Source organism: Bartonella sp. A1379B (assembly GCF_002022485.1).
Classification (GTDB): Bacteria; Pseudomonadota; Alphaproteobacteria; order Rhizobiales; family Rhizobiaceae; genus Bartonella; species Bartonella rochalimae.
The window spans coordinates 271,070-291,287 of the sequence record NZ_CP019780.1 but is presented as its reverse complement, the minus strand read 5'-3'; the positions used below and the strand labels follow the sequence as shown (position 1 = coordinate 291,287).

The 20,218-nt window shown below is 32.9% G+C and carries 15 protein-coding genes; 3 read left to right on the top strand and 12 right to left on the bottom strand.

The window, feature by feature from the left end:
• Nucleotides 1–112: 112 nt before the first annotated feature.
• From BA1379B_RS01180 to BA1379B_RS01160, 4 genes are all read right to left on the bottom strand, one after another.
• Complete coding sequence (locus BA1379B_RS01180) at nt 113–499, bottom strand: Mth938-like domain-containing protein (protein ID WP_035006221.1); 387 nt, start codon at nt 497–499, stop codon at nt 113–115.
• A 310-nt stretch (nt 500–809) separates the two neighbouring features.
• Nucleotides 810–1,268, bottom strand: a complete 459-nt coding sequence (gene yajC / locus BA1379B_RS01175; protein ID WP_078673614.1) for a preprotein translocase subunit YajC — start codon at nt 1,266–1,268, stop codon at nt 810–812.
• A gap of 1,683 nt (nt 1,269–2,951) precedes the next feature.
• The gene (locus BA1379B_RS01165; RefSeq protein WP_078673613.1) at nt 2,952–4,154 is read right to left on the bottom strand and encodes a M23 family metallopeptidase; all 1,203 of its coding nucleotides are present in this window, start codon (nt 4,152–4,154) and stop codon (nt 2,952–2,954) included.
• A 164-nt stretch (nt 4,155–4,318) separates the two neighbouring features.
• Nucleotides 4,319–4,978: a protein-L-isoaspartate(D-aspartate) O-methyltransferase gene (locus tag BA1379B_RS01160; protein ID WP_035006227.1), complete on the bottom strand. Its 660-nt coding sequence runs from the start codon at nt 4,976–4,978 to the stop codon at nt 4,319–4,321.
• A 1,148-nt stretch (nt 4,979–6,126) separates the two neighbouring features.
• On the opposite strand from BA1379B_RS01160, the gene BA1379B_RS01155 reads away from it, so the two are divergent.
• Complete coding sequence (locus BA1379B_RS01155; RefSeq protein ID WP_078692304.1) at nt 6,127–7,803, top strand: BID domain-containing T4SS effector; 1,677 nt, start codon at nt 6,127–6,129, stop codon at nt 7,801–7,803.
• 585 nt (nt 7,804–8,388) lie between these two features.
• Nucleotides 8,389–10,497, top strand: a complete 2,109-nt coding sequence (locus tag BA1379B_RS01150; protein ID WP_194284896.1) for a BID domain-containing T4SS effector — start codon at nt 8,389–8,391, stop codon at nt 10,495–10,497.
• 336 nt (nt 10,498–10,833) lie between these two features.
• Here the strand turns inward: BA1379B_RS01150 and serS are convergent, their stop codons facing one another.
• From serS to BA1379B_RS01110, 8 genes are all read right to left on the bottom strand, one after another.
• Nucleotides 10,834–12,111 carry a serine--tRNA ligase gene (serS, locus tag BA1379B_RS01145; protein WP_078673610.1) on the bottom strand — a complete coding sequence of 426 codons (1,278 nt, stop codon included), beginning with the start codon at nt 12,109–12,111 and terminating at the stop codon, nt 10,834–10,836.
• 56 nt (nt 12,112–12,167) lie between these two features.
• Nucleotides 12,168–12,947, bottom strand: coding sequence for a twin-arginine translocase subunit TatC (gene tatC, locus BA1379B_RS01140; RefSeq protein ID WP_035006235.1), 780 nt, complete (start codon nt 12,945–12,947; stop codon nt 12,168–12,170).
• Complete coding sequence (gene tatB / locus BA1379B_RS01135) at nt 12,944–13,387, bottom strand: Sec-independent protein translocase protein TatB (RefSeq protein WP_035006236.1); 444 nt, start codon at nt 13,385–13,387, stop codon at nt 12,944–12,946. The genes tatC and tatB overlap by 4 nt, the downstream gene beginning before the upstream one ends.
• Before the next feature lie 71 nt (nt 13,388–13,458).
• A complete protein-coding gene (gene tatA / locus BA1379B_RS01130) occupies nt 13,459–13,755 on the bottom strand; it encodes a twin-arginine translocase TatA/TatE family subunit (protein ID WP_035006701.1) in 297 nt (98 codons plus the stop codon).
• Between the two features lie 205 nt (nt 13,756–13,960).
• Nucleotides 13,961–14,992 (bottom strand): beta-N-acetylhexosaminidase, encoded by a 1,032-nt coding sequence (gene nagZ / locus BA1379B_RS01125; protein WP_035006704.1) that lies wholly within the window; start codon nt 14,990–14,992, stop codon nt 13,961–13,963.
• A 1,108-nt stretch (nt 14,993–16,100) separates the two neighbouring features.
• The gene (locus BA1379B_RS01120; protein WP_035006237.1) at nt 16,101–17,009 is read right to left on the bottom strand and encodes a 4-(cytidine 5'-diphospho)-2-C-methyl-D-erythritol kinase; all 909 of its coding nucleotides are present in this window, start codon (nt 17,007–17,009) and stop codon (nt 16,101–16,103) included.
• A gap of 251 nt (nt 17,010–17,260) precedes the next feature.
• Complete coding sequence (locus BA1379B_RS01115) at nt 17,261–18,109, bottom strand: S49 family peptidase (protein ID WP_078673609.1); 849 nt, start codon at nt 18,107–18,109, stop codon at nt 17,261–17,263.
• Between the two features lie 82 nt (nt 18,110–18,191).
• Complete coding sequence (locus BA1379B_RS01110; RefSeq protein WP_078673608.1) at nt 18,192–18,980, bottom strand: tRNA1(Val) (adenine(37)-N6)-methyltransferase; 789 nt, start codon at nt 18,978–18,980, stop codon at nt 18,192–18,194.
• A 213-nt stretch (nt 18,981–19,193) separates the two neighbouring features.
• Between BA1379B_RS01110 and BA1379B_RS01105 the strand changes: the two genes are divergently transcribed.
• On the top strand, nt 19,194–20,207 hold the full coding sequence (locus BA1379B_RS01105) for a polyprenyl synthetase family protein (protein ID WP_078673607.1): 1,014 nt from the start codon (nt 19,194–19,196) through the stop codon (nt 20,205–20,207).
• Nucleotides 20,208–20,218: the final 11 nt, after the last annotated feature.

Genomic DNA, 20,218 nt, shown 5'->3' with positions numbered 1-20,218 from the left:
TAGAAGCGATCAAAACACTCTAAAAAAAAGAGACAAGAACAAAAAGATCCAATAGAACAATAATTACGAAAATCCCTCATATTTAATTAACATACTGATTTTATTAATTATATCATTCTATCGCAAATAACAACGCAGCAACTGAACGATTTTCAGCCAACAAAACATTAAATGTACGTACTGCAGCTCCCGTGCTCATTGTGTCTGTCGAAATATGCTTTTCCCATAAAAGACACCGCAATTTTTCAGGTAAACTCAATAATTCAAGTCCAGTACCTATCAATAAAATCTCAATCTTATCTGCTTCTTCCAAAATACGAGAAAGATTATCCTGTGTAGGAAGAGGTCCTGCCATGTCGATACCATAAATACCCGATGGTAAACAAATAATCGAACCCTTATGAGACATATCTGCGAAACGAAATCCTCCATTCCCATAAGCATCAATAGGCGCTCGCCCTGGAAAATGTGCTTCACGAATCTGAATTGCATATGACATAGTAGGCATCCTTTATTTTTGGAAACCCAATTGCATTTTTCTCTCCTAAATTAGTAAGAGGAAATAATAAACTAACTAACGTAGATTATAACACATCACCAAAGATGCGTAAAATATTTGACACCAATATTACCAAAATAAGAAGAAGACAGTACCCTAAGCAAAATTGCAAATAATATCAAAAAGTTTGCAATAAAATATAACGAACACCCATAACATAAACAAATAAAATCATCCCTATCTGTTTTCTTCAAAAAACTTGATTATACATAACAAATACCTTGAATAATAAAATAATTATATAACATAACTATGTTTTTGGTTTATTTTTCTTTTGTATTACTTTTTTTACTTTAGGTGCAGAAACACTTTTCTTCACTTCCACCTTACTTTCAGAAGTTTTGGGTGCTTTTATCTTAGAGCTAGGTTTTGATTTTTCTTCCGATAATGGCTCACCTTTAATCCGAACATCTGCTAATGTTGAACGAATAACGCGAATACGTATACCTTCACTAATTTCAACTTCTAGCTCACCACTTTCATCATAAACTTTTGTAACCTTACCAAGAATACCTCCACCCGTTATAACTGTATCTCCACGACGCACAGCATTAAGCATTTCCTGTCTCTTTTTCATTTGCGCACGCTGTGGACGAATAATTAAAAAATACATAATTGCAAAAATTAAAATGAAAGGGACAAAGGTAATAAATGATGTTCCATTCGACGTATGACTTACAGCCTGAGCATAAGCATTAGTAATCAACATTTTTATCTCCTATAGATTAAACTTCAAGTATCTCTCACTTTACAAATAAGTTTTTGCTTCGGAAGAAAAAAGCCCATCTAAATACTGTAAAACTACATCAGATAGTTGTAACTTTTTCAAAAGGAATAAAATTTTAAGAAAAAGAAAGCAACGAACAAAAGTTTCCAAAATAGATCTCATTCGTTTTTCCGGATATCATATAAATACCAGCTTTTCTCTAAATTAAACAGCATAATACTTGAAAATTATGTTATTCCAAATACAGCAATCATTCCATTTTTTGCATATTTTTACTGACTTTCTCAGTTATTTTAAAATAGAGTCCTCCAAGAAACACGTACTCTTAATTTACGTTCTCCTTAAACGCTCTAGCTAAATACCAAGAAGAATACTATTCATTCTATTAAAAAGAATAGCATTTGCACTTTCCTAGATAACAAGATCCTTAATATATTCCAAAAAAAAACCCGAAAGCAAGAACTTTCGAGAACTATAAACTCAGAATTTTACAATACAGACAATAATATGATGCTTTTAGACACTATTTTTGAAACATTGTCAATAGAAAAATACTATATATTGATAAAATCTATATGAATCATCTATAAAAGGCTTAGAAACTGATTATCAACAAAAGGAATGCCATTTATATGAAATTAGTGTTACTTTCAAAAACAATAACAATAAGTATCCCCTTAGCTTTCATTATGTGTGGTATTGGAATATGGGCCACTTTTTCAATTATTTTCAATTGTTTTCTCTTGAAACCAACATTTATTACTCACGCATTCATCATCTCTTCTATCATCTCTTTTATTGTCATATTTTTAAAATCATGGTTTACAGCTTTTTTTATAGTTGGAATAGTAAGCTGCGGAGGTGTACTTATGAGTCATTTATTTAACCAGTTGCTCCTACTGTGGTTCGCTGTAGAACTTTTAATGCAATAGTTTTTCATACTTTTATAAAAATTGATAATTTAAAAACTATTTATGAAAGATTGCACGATTACGTTTAAAGTAAACCCATATTTTTTGTCCATTTTAATGCTTGAACAAAATATTATCAAATGTCTTTCACCCTTCATTTAAAACGTTTGCTAAATCTTTATGAGAACTATCCTATAACTTAAGATAATAATTACTGTACCTCCTATTGACAACCATATTCTCACAAGATCCTACACTTGTAGAATCTGTATTTTGTCGTGCTTTGTTAGTTTCTTCCTAACCGTACTAACCGTAAAATTTAGAAGAACTGAATTAGAATAGCCTATTCTTTCAATGACTATCAATAATAACACAACTCGAAATAACGCTCTTATCTCACCTATTAAATAAATAATTATCCTCGACAACCAATACCACTTAACGATTGAAATACTATTTAAGTTAATCACACAAGAACTTAAATAACATCACAAGGAAGCTTATATTTGGAAACAAAGCAGATGAATTCATATGATCTTGAATTATTTTAATTGATCTCCTCTATAGCTTAAAAGATGAGAATTACTATAAGCAGAACCTATATTGAAACATATAAACCTTTTCCTGCATGTTCCTCCTCCTGCTGATCGCTTATGCAATTACTTCATAGGCTTTCGAATGAAGTAATACACACCTTAATATCTCCAATCTAAAGGATGAAGTTTTATAGTGAAAAGATAAAACGGCAACCGATTTAATTTTCTAAGTATTCAGCAGGATCAACAGGGAGAGAATTCTTACGTACTTCAAAATAAACGCGTGGTGTTTTAGCGTCTCCTGAAAAACCTGACTTTGCAATTTCATCACCACGTCGTACCTTTTGCCCTCTACTAACAATAAGCTTACTATTATGCCCATAAATAGTAATAATATTGTTTTCATGCCGAATCATGACAACGTTACCAAGCTCTTTCAACCCATTACTTGCATAAATAACAACACCATTTTCTGCAGCTTTTACTGATGATCCTTCAGGAACCATAATATCTATTCCTCGATTAACTGCAGTTCCTTTCTTTTCGCCAAAATGACTCAACAAACGTCCTCGCACAGGCCACCGCATCTTAGAAATACCTGTCGATTGTGGAGTTATAATATCATTTGGGTCAATAATTTGATCTGACGTATCATTTATAGACTTATGTGTTGTTGCTTGTGTAGGAGAATTTTTTTCAATGTTTAACGTATCACTTTTAACTACAGGCATAGTTTTTACGGAAGTCTGAGCTACAGATGTAGGAGCTTTACCCTGTTTAACAGGAGATACAGTCTTAGATTGAAATGAAGATACATTTTTTGATGCATCTGAAATATTATTTTGAATATTTGATGCCATCTTTGTACTTTGACCTGGAATAATCAATGACTGACCAATATAAATAGAATTAGCGTTTATACCATTAGCTAACCTTAACGCATCAACACTGACACCCAACTGTTGCGCAATACTTAATAATGTATCCCCACTCTGCACAATATAAGAATTCTTTTTAAAAACAGAACCATTATTCACCTGTGAACGAGGAAGAGTTCCAAGATTTTGAGGCGGTATCCCCATAACCTGACCATCAGAAAAATGCTTGTTCTTATCAGGATAAAAAACTTCCTTTTGCCTTGAAGAATTATTATATGGGGAATTGTAATCAGCGTCTGAAATACTACTTGATTCTACAGGTGGCAATTCACTGCTTTGTATTTCAACATTTTGTGATAACATTCGCGGATCATCAGTCATAGTCATGAATGTAGTTGACTGGGTAGGAGTAATATTATTATAAGAACCACCAGAAAAACGCTGCGTACTGGAACTACAACCAGTAGCTATTAATATCACCATCAAAAGAGCAGCTTTTAGAAAAGTACACTTTAAAATGCTACTTGAAACCCTTATATACATAGTTTTGCTCACTAGCCAATATTTAAATCATTCTATTAAAGCTTCCTAATCTTACCTAAGAGTTAAAATTAAAAAAATATCCATAAATACCCCTTAATAAAATCAAAATGTATTTTTTATTAGGTAGAATAGACAAAATATTTAGCAATATCTTAAATTCACAATTACAAAATTTCCGCAATATTTTCAATGAAGGGTTGATAACGTACTTGAAACATTTCTGAGCGTTCAAACTGGCTACCAATCTTTGTATAACGCATCACTTTTTGTACCCCTTCATCTGGCCCAATAGCTTGAATGAGAATCCCATTTCCCGCCAGAAGTTCTAGGCATTCTTTTGGTTCATTAGGGCATGATGGCCAAATGAGAATACGATCAAATGATCCCAAACCTGTAACGCCCCGACTTCCATCAATCTGCCGTATAATGATGTTCTCAATTCCCAAATGCTGAAATCTTTGCCGTGCTAAATCAATAAGTGTTTTATAACGATCAACTGTTGTCACACGATCACTAAGACAAGCCATAAGGGCAGTGCAAAAACCTGAACCTGTACCAATTTCTAAAACACGGTGCGTTTTTTTCAACGATAATGCGGAAAGAATCAAAAGCTGCTCCTCTAGACGCTCAATATATTCTCCACATTCAATCGGTATAACTTTATTATCATAAGCACTATTAAGCCAAGAAGCAGAAACGAATTGCTGACGAGGAACTTTCTCTAATGCTGCAAAAAAGCTTATATCATCAATGCCTTTACTGCGCATTTTCAACACAAGGCTTGCTAACTCTTCACGAAATCGTAAAATGCCTTTTTGCTCCATAATATCATTCGATCTCCAATACAATGGCTATCTTATTGTATAGACGAGTTCTCCGATCATAAACAATTAAACCTTGAATATAAATATCATTAATTCATTAATAATTTTCTATACATAAAAACACAATAAAACCAATTAATTGTTTACTTTGATTTTTTAATTTCCCCTCAGACCCCATGCTCTAATGCATACCTCAATTCTTTATAAAAAACTACCAAGTATAAAAGGAAAAAATAATGACATAATTACCACGATGTATATGAATATTGAATTAAGCGCATAAACACAAAATAACTCTCATTATAATATCCTCTTATATCATAACATTATAGAAATTGCTAAGTCTCCAGTAGTTTGAACATGTTCATACAAATTAAGTAATCTTAATCTTTGAAGCTCTCACCTTAATTAAGAAGTAGGTTTATTAATCACAACAAATCATAGGATTTGCAGAAAAACACAATTTTATAAAAATTAAAAAACAGTGATAAAAATGAAACAAAAAGCTAAAAAAATACAAATTGTTTACAAAAAATATTATAAAATTCAATTTTAAAACCCTTGTGAAAAATTCTGATCACTAAGAATTTTTACTTCTTCTGTTAAATAATTCCAGCTCAATTATAAAATCTCATGCTGAAAAGCTAATTAGCATTCATAGGATATTCCTTACAGATATCAATATATTTCTAGGCATTCTTATAATTTTAATATTCCACCTATCATCCTAAAATAGCATCCATAGATGGTAAAAAATTATTGAACAGTAAGATCAATCGATAAAAGAATAAAAAAGATTCTACTACTTGACAATATTACTATTATGAAGGAAAAGAACAAAATGCTCCTTATTAATTCTTTAGTTCTAAAGATATAATAATAGCATAAACGGTGATATGTTTCCTGTTTTATGAATTGAAAACTGATTACAAGATAAAAAAGACTATGTGGAAGTTAAATGTAAATGTTGATTTGATTTCTATCATATTGCAACAATTACGAAAATATAATGAAGGAGTTATTAAGCTATTGGTAATCACATAATAAGAAAGGAGATTTTCTTTTGAAATTTTAGAAAGATACGCAAAGGGGGTATTTACTGCAAGTTGATTTAATACTTTTTAACATAACGTCATAGAGGAGAAATCATGTCGATAAAAGATTCTCAAACTTTCAAAAACGCAGAAAAATCATTACTGAAAAACAGTATTAACTACACCTATGCTGAATCTGGAGATCCCTATACGTTAATAAATAAATTTGGGATACAAGATCACCAGAAACTTAAGATAAAGTGTGCGCATCAAGTGACGAAAGAACTTGTTAATGTGCATCAAGAACCGATACCTCAAAAAGTTGATCAGCTTTACCTAAAAGGACTTCACAAACGCTTATTTGGAAATGTATTTGATTGGGCTGGACAAACCCGTGATAAGCCGATTAAAATGTCAAATGGTAAAATTGCTACCATGTTAGTGAATGATAAAAATTCTCCCTTTGCATCTAATGAAAAGCTCTCAAAATGCTTAAATGAACTTGATGCAAAGCTTGCTCAAAGAGCTCAAAGAAACGAAGCAGGAAATACCTCACAAAAAAAAGTTTCAGATAAAAATGAACCGCTTAGTGAAGATATAGCAACTATTTATGCACTACTTGGTCATGCACGTCCTTTCGTAGAGGGCAATGGAATTGTACAACGGTTATTTGTGGATAAACTCTCTCAAGCTGAGAATCAAAAGCTTGATTTTTCAGTTGTGACACAAAAGCGTATGGAAGATGCAATTGTTAGTGCAGCAAATGACAATTTACAGCCTATGCAACATCTGTTTGAAGATGCTTCTAATCCAGAAAACATCAAGGCTTTGAAAACAGCTATAAATAGAATGAAACCTGAAGAAGCGCAAGAGATTGCAAGAGGAATTATTACAACACCAATCTCAGGAAAAACCTATACAGGTGTCTATGAAAGTCGTCAATTAGATACTGTTATAATAAAAACACGGGATTCTTTGATTGTATGCAATAAATGTGTTATTCCAAGGGAGCAGTTCCAAAAATTAAAGCTAGGTGATAAAATCAGCTTTAAAGCTCTTAGTAAGCTTAGTGATGTTTTCATCCCAGGAAAAGAATTACGCGATTTAACAGACTTTAAAATTATGGAAAAGACCGTATGTAATTCTTATGTTCTACATCAAAGAAAAGAAATTGAACGTTTGGCAAGAGTTGTATTTGGAAACCGTGAAAAATTAACCAATCGTCTAGAACGAATTCATGATAATCCAAATTCAGCGAAAATGCTTTCTGAAACTATCTTACACAACCCTAAATCTATTGCTAAGCTTGCAGGTTTTGGAAGATATGGAATAAAGAGTCCAAAACGTAATAAAGCTGAAAAAAGTCTTTCTGCACTCAGTGAAGCAATTTTGAGATATGGGAGTGATTTGAAAACTGTTAAAGAAGAAGTTTTGAGAGAACATAGAGAAGAACAATACCGTATTGCAAAAGAGGTAAGTTTACCTGGCAAAGAGATACAGCGTTATCTTGGTATGTCAAAAGAAGAACGTGAAAGTGCTTTAAAAATAGAAGGAAATGTTGCTATTTGCAAAGAGATTAGCGCTTTTTTACAGCAAGTTAATTCTCGTCTTTCGGCAAGTGAACGTAAAATGGTTAACAGTGGTAGTTATGAATCTTTGGCTGAAAGCATTGGTATTCCGGAAGACAAAGCAAAACAAATTACTGATACCATTAAACAAATCAAAGTTGTACAAAAGCAAGCAATGTTAATTAGAGAACCTCGTCAACAAACAATAGCTATAGCCAGCTAAGGACGTAAATCTTTTCATTTTAATATCTAGGGGGGGGGGATATTTAGAAATAAGAAATTAAATAAAGCGTATTTCCTTAAGATAAATGTAGTAATGAGATTTTTTGTGTGTAAGTTATTATGTGCTTTATTGAGTATAAATAGTGTATAAATGCAAAATAAGCTGAATTATCAGATGGTAGTTACAAATATTTCATAAATGACTTAAAGAGAATAAAAAAATATAAATATTTTTTTCAACATAAAGAGAAATGAAATTAAAGGTTTTTCAGTAATATAATTAAGCAGAATGATTATCAGACATTCGTTAGCAATATTTAAGGTATCAGAAATTAAAGCACGCAAGATATAAATATCATTAGAGGACACGAGTATGTTGAAAAGAAATTAACTTAATCAAGTTTTTCAAATCTCATTATTAGAGAGTAACAGCCATAGTAATTTAAAAATATAATAAAAAATTAGAAGCATGTAACAAAAACATTATTTCATTGAAACTATTTAGATAATATCAAATAAAACAATTGTTATTGAGTCATCTGAAGCTAATGCATCAATTTATATGAATTTTGGAGAAAAGAAAAAAATGCCTAATTATGTTCTTGTCCCATCAAAAGAAGTACCTTCTCTGACGGATGATGAAATTATTAAACGGGCTTTACGTGATCCTTTGATTGAAGACATACAAAAAGAAATTATAAGTTTGTCACTAATTGTATCTAAAAACTGGACAACATTACCTTCCTTAATACAACGGATAAATGATAATCCAAATTCTGCATCAGAGTTGGCGGATATATTTAGAAACTCTCCTGAATCCTTCCTTAAACTTGCAGGTTTTAAAATATATGGTTTTAAAAGTTTGCGACGTATAAAGGCTGAACGACATGTTTTGCAGCTTAGTTTAGCAATTCACAAGTACGGGGATACTATAAAAAATGTCAAAGATGCAGTTATTTACCGTAATAACTTGGAACAAGCGCGTTGCACACGAAAAATTTTAATGCCTAATGATAATGTACAATATCTTATTGCTTTATCACATGATGAACTGTGTAATGTTTTCAAAAATCAAGATACTTTTCAACTTGGTAAAGAGGTGGGGTTGTTTTTAAATTCAGTTGAGATGCGTCTTTCAGAAAATGAGCTCCAGATGCTTGAAGAAAATCAGAGTCAGCCTCTTGCTGAAAGTATAGGTATATCAGACGATCAAGCGCTGAAATTGATAGATGTTGTTACAAAAGCCAAAAAAGTACTGGAAGAAATTAACCTTTTCCAAAAAATCACGTATGATCTAAATGAAGCTCAAACACAAGAGCTGGGAAGCAAGCAAGAAGGTATCTACGCAAATTATAATCCAAATAGATTTTACACGCGGGTATTGAAGAAAAGAGCAACGAAAAATGAGGATATCTATGACACTACTGGTATTTATGAAAATCCGGATGCTCAAACACAGAACCTAAAAAGCGAAGAAGAAGATATCTACGAAAATTATAATTCAAGTGAAGCTCAAACACAGAGGCTGAGAAACGAAGGAGAGTACTCGAATACCTATAACACTACTGGTATTTATGAAAATCCGGATGCTCAAACACAGAACCTAAAAAGCGAAGAAGAAGATATCTACGAAAATTATAATTCAAGTGAAGCTCAAACACAGAGGCTGAGAAACGAAGGAGAGTACTCGAATACCTATAACACTACTGGTATTTATGAAAATCCGGATGCTCAAACACAGAACCTAAAAAGCGAAGAAGAAGATATCTACGAAAATTATAATTCAAGTGAAGCTCAAACACAGAGGCTGAGAAACGAAGGAGAGTACTCGGATACCTATAACACTACTGGTATTTATGAAAATCCGAATGCTCAAACACAGAACCTAAAAAGCGAAGAGGAAAATATCTACGAGAATTATAATTCAAGTGAAGCTCAAACACAGAATTCTAAGCGTTTTCTTATTCTGGTAAAAGCATTAGCTCCTTTAACCCAGAATGAAGTTATTAATAAAATTAAAATTGATTCTGTTGTTCAAGAGTATGCGGAAAAAGTGCAAAATCTTTCAGAACTCGTATTTGGAAACCGAGAATTATTGAACAACTATCTAACACAAATCATTAAGAATCCACAATTAGGAGAAACATATAGACAAAAACTCAAAAACTCTCCTAAATCCTTTTCCAAACTTGCAGGTTTTAAAATATTTGGTTTTAAAAGTTTGCGGCGTATAAGGGCTGAAAATAATGTCCCAGAGCTCTGTAAAGCAATTAAAAAATATGCAAAAACTGTAGAAATGCATCAGAAACAAATTCTTAAAAACTATGAAAAAGAGCAAGAACAGATCCACAAATCTGTAGTAATGCTTAGTTCTGTAGTAATGCTTAGTAATGAAATACAGCATCTTTTAAATCTACCAAGTGATATGCGAAAAAATATTTTAAGAGAAAAAAATACTTCTCAAATTAACGAGAAACTTTCTGTTTTTTTAAATCAAGTTAATTCTCGTCTTTCAACATACGAACGTACGGCAATTCAAGAAAATGATTATCAGACACTTGCTAACAGTATTAAGATGTCAGAAGTTCAAGCACAGAAAATTATAAATCTTGTTAAAGAAGCAAAAATATGTCAACAAGAAATTAAAGATATAATATCTTCGCAGAAGAAAAAATCGTTAGCTGTAGCTATTTAAAAGTAGTCCCTTCTTTTGATCTTTATAGAAAGAGAGCATTATAAAAAATATAATCTTACTTTAGACTTAGTGGAAAGTTTTTTATAATTCAAAAAGCTCTTGGATATGAATAATATGTAAAGATATTATAAACATGATAAAGGGATTTCATTTGTACTTCAATGATCTTTTTTGATACGTAAATAGATAGTTTCTCTTGATATAAAATAAAAAAATTTAAAATAAGAGAATATGATCCTATTTAAAGTGCTGATGGATGATAAAGATGATGAATTATTAGTTAAATTAGGTATTATTTATAAATAGCAAATGTGTACCTTATTTCTTTTTGTAAAATTAAACTGTAATATAATTCATATCTCGCATATAAGGTCGTAAAACATCCGGAATAATAATTGAACCATCGGCTTGTTGGTAATTTTCAAGAATAGCTATAAGACAACGACCAATAGCTGTCCCAGAGCCGTTTAAACTATGTACAAAGCGCAATGTTTTTTCACCTTCTAAACGATATCTAGCATTCATACGCCGTCCTTGAAAATCACCGCAAATCGAACAACTTGAAATTTCACGATAACATTCTTGCCCTGGAAGCCATACTTCAATATCATAGGTCTTACGTGCTGCAAAACCCATATCACCAGTAGAAAGAACTACAGTACGAAAAGGCAAACCAAGACGCTTCAAAACATTTTCTGCACATTCCGTCATACGTTCTAATTCCTCTAAGGATTGTTCCTCTGTGGTAATCGATACCAATTCTACTTTTCTAAACTGATGTTGACGTAACATACCACGTGTATCACGCCCTGCAGCTCCTGCCTCTGAACGAAAACAAGGAGTAAGAGATGTAAATCGCAAAGGTAACTCTGTAATATCAAGAATTTCACTGTTAACTAAATTGACTAAGGGTACTTCTGCTGTAGAAATAAGCCATCGGCCATCTATTGTTCGAAAAAGATCTTCAGAAAATTTAGGCAATTGGGCTGCTCCGTAAACAATCTCATCACGAACAAGAAGAGGAACTGAAATCTCTTGATAACCGTGTTCGTCCACATGCATGTCCAGCATAAATTGGCCTAAAGCACGTTCTAAACGTGCTAATGAACCTGAAAGAACTGTAAAACGTGAACCTGATAATCGACTAGCTCGTTCAAAATCCATTTGTTTAAGATTTTGACCAAGATCAAAATGCTCCTTTGGTAGAAAATCAAACGTTTGTGGTATACCAAAATAGCGCATTACAACGTTATCGTTTTCGTCTTTTCCTTCTGGAACATCATCTAATGGAATATTAGGTATTGCTGAAAGAGCTTCTTCTAATCTATCTGTTAACCGCTTTTCTTCTAAAACCGCAGAAGAAAGAAAAACTTTTATTTCTTCAACCTCAGCCTTAACACGATTAGCAGTTTCTTTATCACCAACAGCTAAAGCTTGCCTTATCTTTTCTGAAGCTGAATTGCGCAACTCTTTGGCCTGTTGTACTTTAGAAACATGCAAGCGACGCTCACGATCAAATTTCTGCAAATTTTCAGCTTGAGGTTCAAGACCTCTCTTTGCAAGCGCTCTATCCAATTCTTCAGGATGATCACGAATCCATTTAATATCAAGCATTTAAATCCCTTTTTTGCATCATTTTTATTCATTTCTTACTGTACAAAATAACTTCACTACGAAGATTTCTTGTTTTTTTCTATCCAGCGTGCAATAAAAATTGAGATCTCATAAAGAAGTACAGTCGGTAAAGCTACTGCAAACATAGTAAAAAAATCTGATGGTGTCACCATAGCAGCAACTATAAAAGAAATTAAAATAGCCCACTTTCGTTTTGATGTTAACATGTGGCTTGTCAATAATCCGACTCTCGTTAAAAGAGTTATGATAAGAGGCAATTGAAAAATTAAACCAAAAATTAAAATAAAAGATATCATAAAATTTAAATAATCTGAGATACGAGCTATAAACTCTATCCTTAAACGCAAATCCGGTAAAGCCTGCTGAGAAAGACTAAACCACAGCATTAACGGAGCTAAGAGACCATAAACAAATGTTCCTCCTACAATAAATAAAATTGGTGCGCTAATAAGAAATGGTAAAAAAGCTCGACGCTCATTTTTATAAAGTCCTGGAGCTATAAAACTATAAAGCTGAAAAGCCATATAAGGAAATGATAAAATAACTGCACCAAACGCAGCAAGTTTCATCTTCGTTAAAAAAGTCTCCCACACTTGTGTTGATTGAAGACGAATATTTCCAGGATAACTACCTGATATCTTCATCGCCCACTGATAGGGCCATATCAAAAAATTCAAAATATAATCTTTGATAAGAAAACACAAAGTAAAAGCTATAAAAAATACAATCAGAGCTGCAATAATTCTCTGACGAAGCTCAATCAAATGCTCTAAAAGAGTGACTTTGACATCAACTTCATCTTTTTTAGAAGTCACGATATATTTTCCTTATCTTTATCTTTAAAATCTGCATAGATAATTTTATGGCTATGAGAAGTAGACACAGTTAAATCTTCATTGACTTCATTTGTACCAAATTCAAAGATTTCTATATCTTTTTCTGATTTATGGAGTGCAGTATCAACATTAAAATTACCTGAAATATCTCCTTTTTTATTATATCTTGAGTCACAAGATTTTTTAAATTCTTTTTTAGAATTAAGATCACTAGTATTCGGCAATATCTTTTTCAAATCATCTAACTCAGCTTGTTTTATCGCATCATCAAAATGATGACGAAATTCATTAGCTGTTGAACGCATATATGCAATCGCTCTTGCTATAACTCTCAGCATTTTAGGCAAGTCCTTTGGTCCAACCAAGATGATGAAAATAAGCAAGATAACAAGAAACTCTGATCCATCAATGCCAAACATCGCTTATACTCAACTTCCCCATTTAAAAGACTATTGCTAAATTATGATTTCGTCTTTAATCACCCTGCACATTACTCTTTCTTAGCAGAATCTTTTCTCGCCTTATTTGAAGAGGTACTGTTTTTTAAACCTACCACATGCTCTTCTGATAACGGCTGAGAATACTGAGCAGCATCTATTGTTTTAGAGTAATCAGCTACTTCAAACTCGCTTTCAGGACTTCCCTCCTCTTCCTTCATATTACTTTTAAAAGCTTTTATACCCTTAGCAACGTCACCCATTAATTCAGAAACCTTACCACGGCCAAAAAGTATAAGGATAATCAACAAAATTACAATTAAATGTGTTGGCGAAAAAATATTACCCATAGCTTCATCTATACCCCTAAATTGGTTCATACTCATTTTTTTGAAGAAAGACGTACATCAATAAATATTATTATAGCCTTATGTTCTAATTAATATTATATTCTCTGCATAAATTAAAGGCAATAAAACGACCACTTTAAAAGAACATTTTCAATTCTGCACATCATATTATCATAGATAAAAATATTAAAATTACCTTTTTCATTTAAACAAGGGCTAAAAGACTTGAAAATTCCTCTCTTAAAGCACTTTCATTCGAATGATCTGGTGTTGTAACCTTAGAGCGAATACTACATACACGCTCCAATGCTTTTCCTTCCAAAAATGGAGCAGCATCAGCAACAGTATGCATCTCCTGTAGTTGACCATGACAATGAAGAACGATATCACACCCTGCTGCAAAAATTTTACTTGTTAGATCTGAAAGATTTTCTGATAATGAACTATCTGAAAGAGCTTTCATTGACAAATCATCCGACATTAAAAGTCCATCAAAACCTATTTTTTGACGGATAACATTTTCAATAACTTTTTTAGATAACGTCGCTGGTAACTTATCATCAATCGCTTTATAAACAATATGAGCAGTCATTGCAGCTGGTAAATCAGCTAAATTTTTAAATGGAATAAAATCACTCTGCTCCAAAATATCAAGTGGCATATCTACGTATGCTAATTCCAAATGCGTATCAGAAAATGCTCGCCCATGCCCAGGTATATGTTTTATCACTGGTAAAACGCCACCATCCAAAAGCCCTTGAGCAGCAGCACCCCCTAACGCAGCAACAACTTGTGGATCTTGAGAATAAGCGCGCGTTCCAATTACATCATGAGCTCCTACCACCGGCACATCTAAAACAGGGAGGCAATTCGCGTTAATACCATATTTCATCAAATCAAAAGCATGAAGCCGTGACATAATCCACGCAGCACGAAGTCCTTTATCTTGATCTTTTCTATAAATTTCTCCTAAAGTTTTAGCTACTGGATAATCCGGTGCCAAAGGCGGACGTAAACGCTGTACTCTTCCACCTTCTTGATCAATAAAAATAAAAACATCATCGCGTTTACTTATCTCTCGTAAAGAAGTAGTAAGTCCTTTCAACTCATCTGCTGTTCCTATATTTCGCGCAAATAAAATAAAAGCCCAAGGCTTATGTTCAATAATAAATTCTTTTTCATAATCTTCTAAAAAAATACCAGAAATACCAGAAATTATAGCTTTTATTCCTGACATCATAATAGTACCTCCCCAATATTAACTTCTCTGAGATTTTTATAAAAATTCTATTTTAGCTAAAATAATTTCATATCCCACACCAATTTTTAAAAGCTATATCTTAGATATCATATATTATGCACAAAAAGCTGTTGCTTAATATAAAAATTATCCCTTAAATAATAAGTCATTTCCTATAAACTTATCATCTGGCAAATTGTAAGTGAGAAAAATATAAATAAAGATAATGGATAACTGTTCACTAAATTTGCACAAAATAATTACTAACGAATTATTATAATGGTAAATACAATACTTTATCTTAAACTCACAAAAACTGCTTCAGATAAACCGATTAAAATTGATAACATACTCCATTTTAAAATTTGTTCAACAAAACCAAACTTTTTCAATTTATGTTGATACTAAACTACTCTGAAGCAATATATTAGAAAATAACTGGACATAACCACTTAAATTACTTTTATCATTGGAACCAAATCCCATAAATAAAAATTCTCCAATGTATATATTGCAGCAATATACTCGCAATCTTCTAACATCATATACTCGAAATAATCTTCCTTAGTTTTAGCAAAGCTTATAATGTCAGATATCAACACATCATGCAGAACAGATTTATAAGATACAATATAAATTGATTAGCTTTATCATAATTTCAGCTAATAACAAACTATATGATATGATAACGTGATTAATGATTTTGGATACATCCAAATACTTGCATTTAAACCATAGTAAGTAGGTACTATTTTAAACTACACTTACAAAAGTGATGATCTTACATTTAATCGTATTAAGATAAGTGAAAGAAATAAAACTATTTCACATAATGAGACATAAGTGTAACGCTATCAGAAATTATGATCATTTCACTAAAGAGTTTTTTCCTTTATTGATAGTTCTATTTCGTTATCATTTTTCTTTTCTAATATTTCACTACTTAAATAATAAGCCACTATCTTTGTTAGACTTAAAAAAACTCCTGCCATAAATTAAATCTATCAAACTAAAGTCCATAAGCATCTAGCTCAATGAGCACTCAGCTAAAAATATTCCTTTATATACCCAATACAAAAGACCAAAATTCTTTTTCTGATTACTGTTATCGCGTACCTAGAGTTATGATAGGTTTCACAAACCAATCGGGATACATCGATTTAATAAGAAAAGCTGCTTTTTGCGCTGCCTGCTGATTTTTAAAAATCCCAAAACATGTCGCACCTGAACCAGACATACGAGAAAAAAGAGAACCACTTTTATCCAACGCATATAAGACTTCAGCCAACTGAGGAGCTATTTTTAATGCAGGAATAAAAAGATCATTACGCGTTTTTTTCAAAGAATCAACCAACGAAAAAACCGTCTTAAAAGCAGATGAATGAATTTTTAAACGGGAATGATTACACTTTTCTAAAGCTTTAAAAATAGTCTCTGTAGCAATGTGTTGACCATGATTAACCAATACCATTGCAAGAGAACAAGCTCCTTTTATTGGCACTATATCCTCGCCAATTCCTTTAACAAAAAGTGGCTGTTGATACTCCAATGCAAATAAACACATCGGCACATCAGCTCCAAGAACTAAACTCATTTCTGCTAACTTTTCACAAGAACAATCAAGCTTCCATTGCCGACGTAACATATGTAATACACTTGCAGCATCACCTGATCCACCTCCAATACCTGATGCAACGGGCAATGTCTTAACAAGCCTAAAAAAACTAGGTTTAGCACTTTTAGGAAATTTCTCACGCATAAAATCACGAGCGCGGATAACCAAATTTTCTGTGCCTGCAATAATTCTATTTGCAAAAGGTCCTGTTACAACAAAGCGATCACTTTCAAAAGGCGCGTAACCTAAACAATCACCGCTAAGACTAAAATAAACCAAGCTTTCTAATAAATGATAGCCATCAGCACGCTGACCCACAACATGCAAAGCTAAGTTCAACTTAATAGGTGTAAATACATAAGAACACTTTTTAAGCGAAATATGTATATTTGATGTCATTGAACGTAATATTCACCTATACAAGAATCTTTCACGTGCACTCCTTTTTTACATTTGCGCATAGTGTAACTCTCGAATGAAAATATACTGAGATACCCATTTTAATGATATTTCAATACATAAAGCTATAAAAAGCTATGGTATATGGCAAACTAAATAAAATAAAACTCACCACTATTCATTTCTGCTCCTGTGAGCACTTTCTAAAGTCACTATCAACTTTTTAAGCATTTAATGAAACGCTATTGGCATTACAAGCCATAACGTTGCCAAAGTGCCCGCTCTTCTGCTGCCATCATAACACCATCCACTGCCGTATAAGCGGTATCAGTAGAAATACCTAAAGGTACTTTAGAAGACAAAAGACTTTTTGGAGGAGAAATTAAGCGTAACTTTGCATTATCACCAAACCGTTTTTTAATAACAGAACGAATATCACCTAATTCATCAATTAAGCCAAGTTCAACGCCTTTTTTTCCGCTCCAAAACATTCCTGTAAAAATATTTGAATCATCTGATAATTTTGACATACGTCTTTCCTTGACCAAATCAATAAAAGTTTGATGAACTTCAAGTTGCAAAGATTTCAAATGATCAACATCTGCTTTCTTTTCTGGTTGAAATGGATCTAATGTAACCTTGTTTTTTCCTGCTGTATAAACACGACGCTCCACACCAATTTTCTTCAAAAGTTCAGGAAAACCAAAAGAAGCTGAGACAACACCAATAGAACCAACAATAGAGGAAGGATCAGAAAAAATTTCATCTCCAGCACAAGCAATCATATAACCACCTGATGCAGCTACGTCTTCAACAAATGTAAGAACCTGTTTGTTTTTTTCATTTGCTAAATCGCGAATACGCTGAAAAATAAGACGTGATTGCACGGGAGAACCACCAGGAGAATTGATAACTAAAGCAACTGCTGGTGCTTTTTTATAAGAAAAAGCTTTATCCAAAAGGCTTGCACACCTCGCCAATGACAATGTACGTGATATCGACGAATTTGATGATATAATCGCCCCCTGAAGCCTTACTACAGGGATTTGAACCGTATTAGAACGAAAACAACGTGATATTAAATTCTTTATACAACCCATAAAAATAAAAGCTCCCTATAAAAATCGAAAAAGCAAAATAATTCTTATCTAAATTTAAGAAATAAATTTAAAAACGCAAGTATTAAAAACTTTCCCACAAGCTGATATATCCATTATTAATCGCATTAACCCGCGGTAAAAAAATATGGCTACCACTCTCATGCATAACCAATGGTGGCAATATAGACAAGCCAGCTCTGCTCCCACGTTTTGCATAAAATAAAATGCGAATCGCTGCTGTCTCAGCGTGAGAATGAACAGGAACTATACATACATTACCAAAGCGCCCTTTTAAAGCACATAATATATCATTCAGAGATTGCGGACGTGCAATTAATCCTAAATATCCACCTGGTCTAACAATTGCTGACGCACACCGAAACCAATTCTCAAACATTGCTTCAGACATAACATGTGCTTCTAATTTTTCCTCATCAGGTGTTTTACGATCTTCTGAACTATTAAAAGGAGGATTCATAATTGCAAAATCAAATGCATTATCCATCAGTCCTGCCTTCAAGCGTTCTTTACCTCTTAAGGTAATATCTACTTTTAATAAACAAACTCTGCTCGCTAACTTCTCATTCTGTTGTAGCATAAGTGTTTTCTGAGCATAAGATATCATAAAAGAAGACCGTTCAACCAATGTAATATGAGCTTCATCACAACGTGAAGCAACCGCTAATCCTGCTGCACCAGCGCCTGCACCTAAATCAACAACTTTTCCTTTAAAACCACTAGGAACCAAACCAGCAAGCAACATAGCATCCATACCAGACCGATGCCCTCGTAAACGTGGTTGTACTAAATAAAACTTACCACGATGAAAACCATCTATTGTTTCATCATTATAATTGTTTACTCTACTCATCTAAAAGCTTAACATTATCCTGATTATTTCATTCATATTTTTGAAATTGCTATTTAAACTATCTTATTTAAACTGATATGATTAGTATAAAAAAAAATATTTTTTCAATATTATCAAAATTTTTATTTCCAACTAGCACCAAAGCTTGAGTCAAAACTCATCCCTCTTTATGCTATAAGGATATCTATCTGAAATATTTTAGGAGTGAACAAATTGGGAGCCACCACACAACTGCAGCATAAAAAAAAACAAGACTCCCTCCATCCTCTTTTCAGTCTTACCAAAGAAGATATGGAGTGTGTAAATCAATTGACTATTTCTATGGCTAAATCGAATGTTGCGATGATTCCTGAAATTTCTAATTATCTTATTTCATCGGGCGGTAAACGAATACGTCCAATGATTACCTTAGCAACCGCCCATATGTTTGGTTATCAAGGCGATAAACATATAAAACTCGCAACAGCAGTTGAGTTTATGCATACAGCAACCCTATTACACGACGATGTTGTTGATGAAAGCGCGTTACGACGGGGAAAGTCTACAGCACGAATAATTTGGGGCAATCAAGCAAGTATTCTTGTCGGTGATTTTTTATTAGGACAAGCTTTTAAAATGATGGTAGACGTTGGTTCTTTGGACGCACTCTCTGTCTTATCAAATGCTGCTGCGATCATCGCTGAAGGGGAAGTTATGCAACTTTCTGCTGCAAAAAATATAGAAACTAATGTTTCCGATTATCTCAAAATTATAAATGCAAAAACAGCTGCTCTTTTCTCAGCAGCAGCTGAAGTCGGACCCATTATTGCTGGTTATGGGCCTGAAGAACGCTCTGCATTACATCAATATGGTCTATCATTAGGGTTAGCTTTCCAATTGATTGACGATGTTCTTGATTACAGTAGCAGTGCTCAATATCTAGGAAAAAATATTGGGGATGACTTTCGTGAAGGTAAAATTACAATGCCTGTTATTTTATCATACGCACGCGGAAATGACATAGAAAAAATATTTTGGAAACAAGCTCTTGAAAATAACCATAACGATGATGAAGCCTTAAAGCATGCGCAACAATTAATAGAAAAATACGATGGTCTAACCGATACAATAGAGCAAGCTCGAATTTACGGAAAACGTGCCATTGATGCTCTTTCCTCAATAAAGGACAATCCTGCTAAAAATGCATTAATTGATATTATCGATTTTTGTATTGAACGCGTAAACTAATTCTTTGTAAG

Excerpts from the sequence above, each read along its gene's own strand:
- BA1379B_RS01165 (WP_078673613.1), bottom strand. The coding sequence starts at position 4,154 with ATGTATATAAGGGTTTCAAGTAGCATTTTAAAGTGTACTTTTCTAAAA.
- yajC (WP_078673614.1), bottom strand. The coding sequence starts at position 1,268 with ATGTTGATTACTAATGCTTATGCTCAGGCTGTAAGTCATACGTCGAAT.
- BA1379B_RS01110 (WP_078673608.1), bottom strand. The coding sequence starts at position 18,980 with ATGAGTAGAGTAAACAATTATAATGATGAAACAATAGATGGTTTTCAT.
- BA1379B_RS01180 (WP_035006221.1), bottom strand. The coding sequence starts at position 499 with ATGTCATATGCAATTCAGATTCGTGAAGCACATTTTCCAGGGCGAGCG.
- BA1379B_RS01160 (WP_035006227.1), bottom strand. The coding sequence starts at position 4,978 with ATGGAGCAAAAAGGCATTTTACGATTTCGTGAAGAGTTAGCAAGCCTT.
- serS (WP_078673610.1), bottom strand. The coding sequence starts at position 12,111 with ATGCTTGATATTAAATGGATTCGTGATCATCCTGAAGAATTGGATAGA.
- BA1379B_RS01115 (WP_078673609.1), bottom strand. The coding sequence starts at position 18,109 with ATGGGTTGTATAAAGAATTTAATATCACGTTGTTTTCGTTCTAATACG.
- tatA (WP_035006701.1), bottom strand. The coding sequence starts at position 13,755 with ATGGGTAATATTTTTTCGCCAACACATTTAATTGTAATTTTGTTGATT.
- BA1379B_RS01150 (WP_194284896.1), top strand. The coding sequence starts at position 8,389 with ATGCCTAATTATGTTCTTGTCCCATCAAAAGAAGTACCTTCTCTGACG.
- BA1379B_RS01155 (WP_078692304.1), top strand. The coding sequence starts at position 6,127 with ATGTCGATAAAAGATTCTCAAACTTTCAAAAACGCAGAAAAATCATTA.
- nagZ (WP_035006704.1), bottom strand. The coding sequence starts at position 14,992 with ATGTCAGGAATAAAAGCTATAATTTCTGGTATTTCTGGTATTTTTTTA.
- tatB (WP_035006236.1), bottom strand. The coding sequence starts at position 13,387 with ATGTTTGGCATTGATGGATCAGAGTTTCTTGTTATCTTGCTTATTTTC.
- BA1379B_RS01120 (WP_035006237.1), bottom strand. The coding sequence starts at position 17,009 with ATGACATCAAATATACATATTTCGCTTAAAAAGTGTTCTTATGTATTT.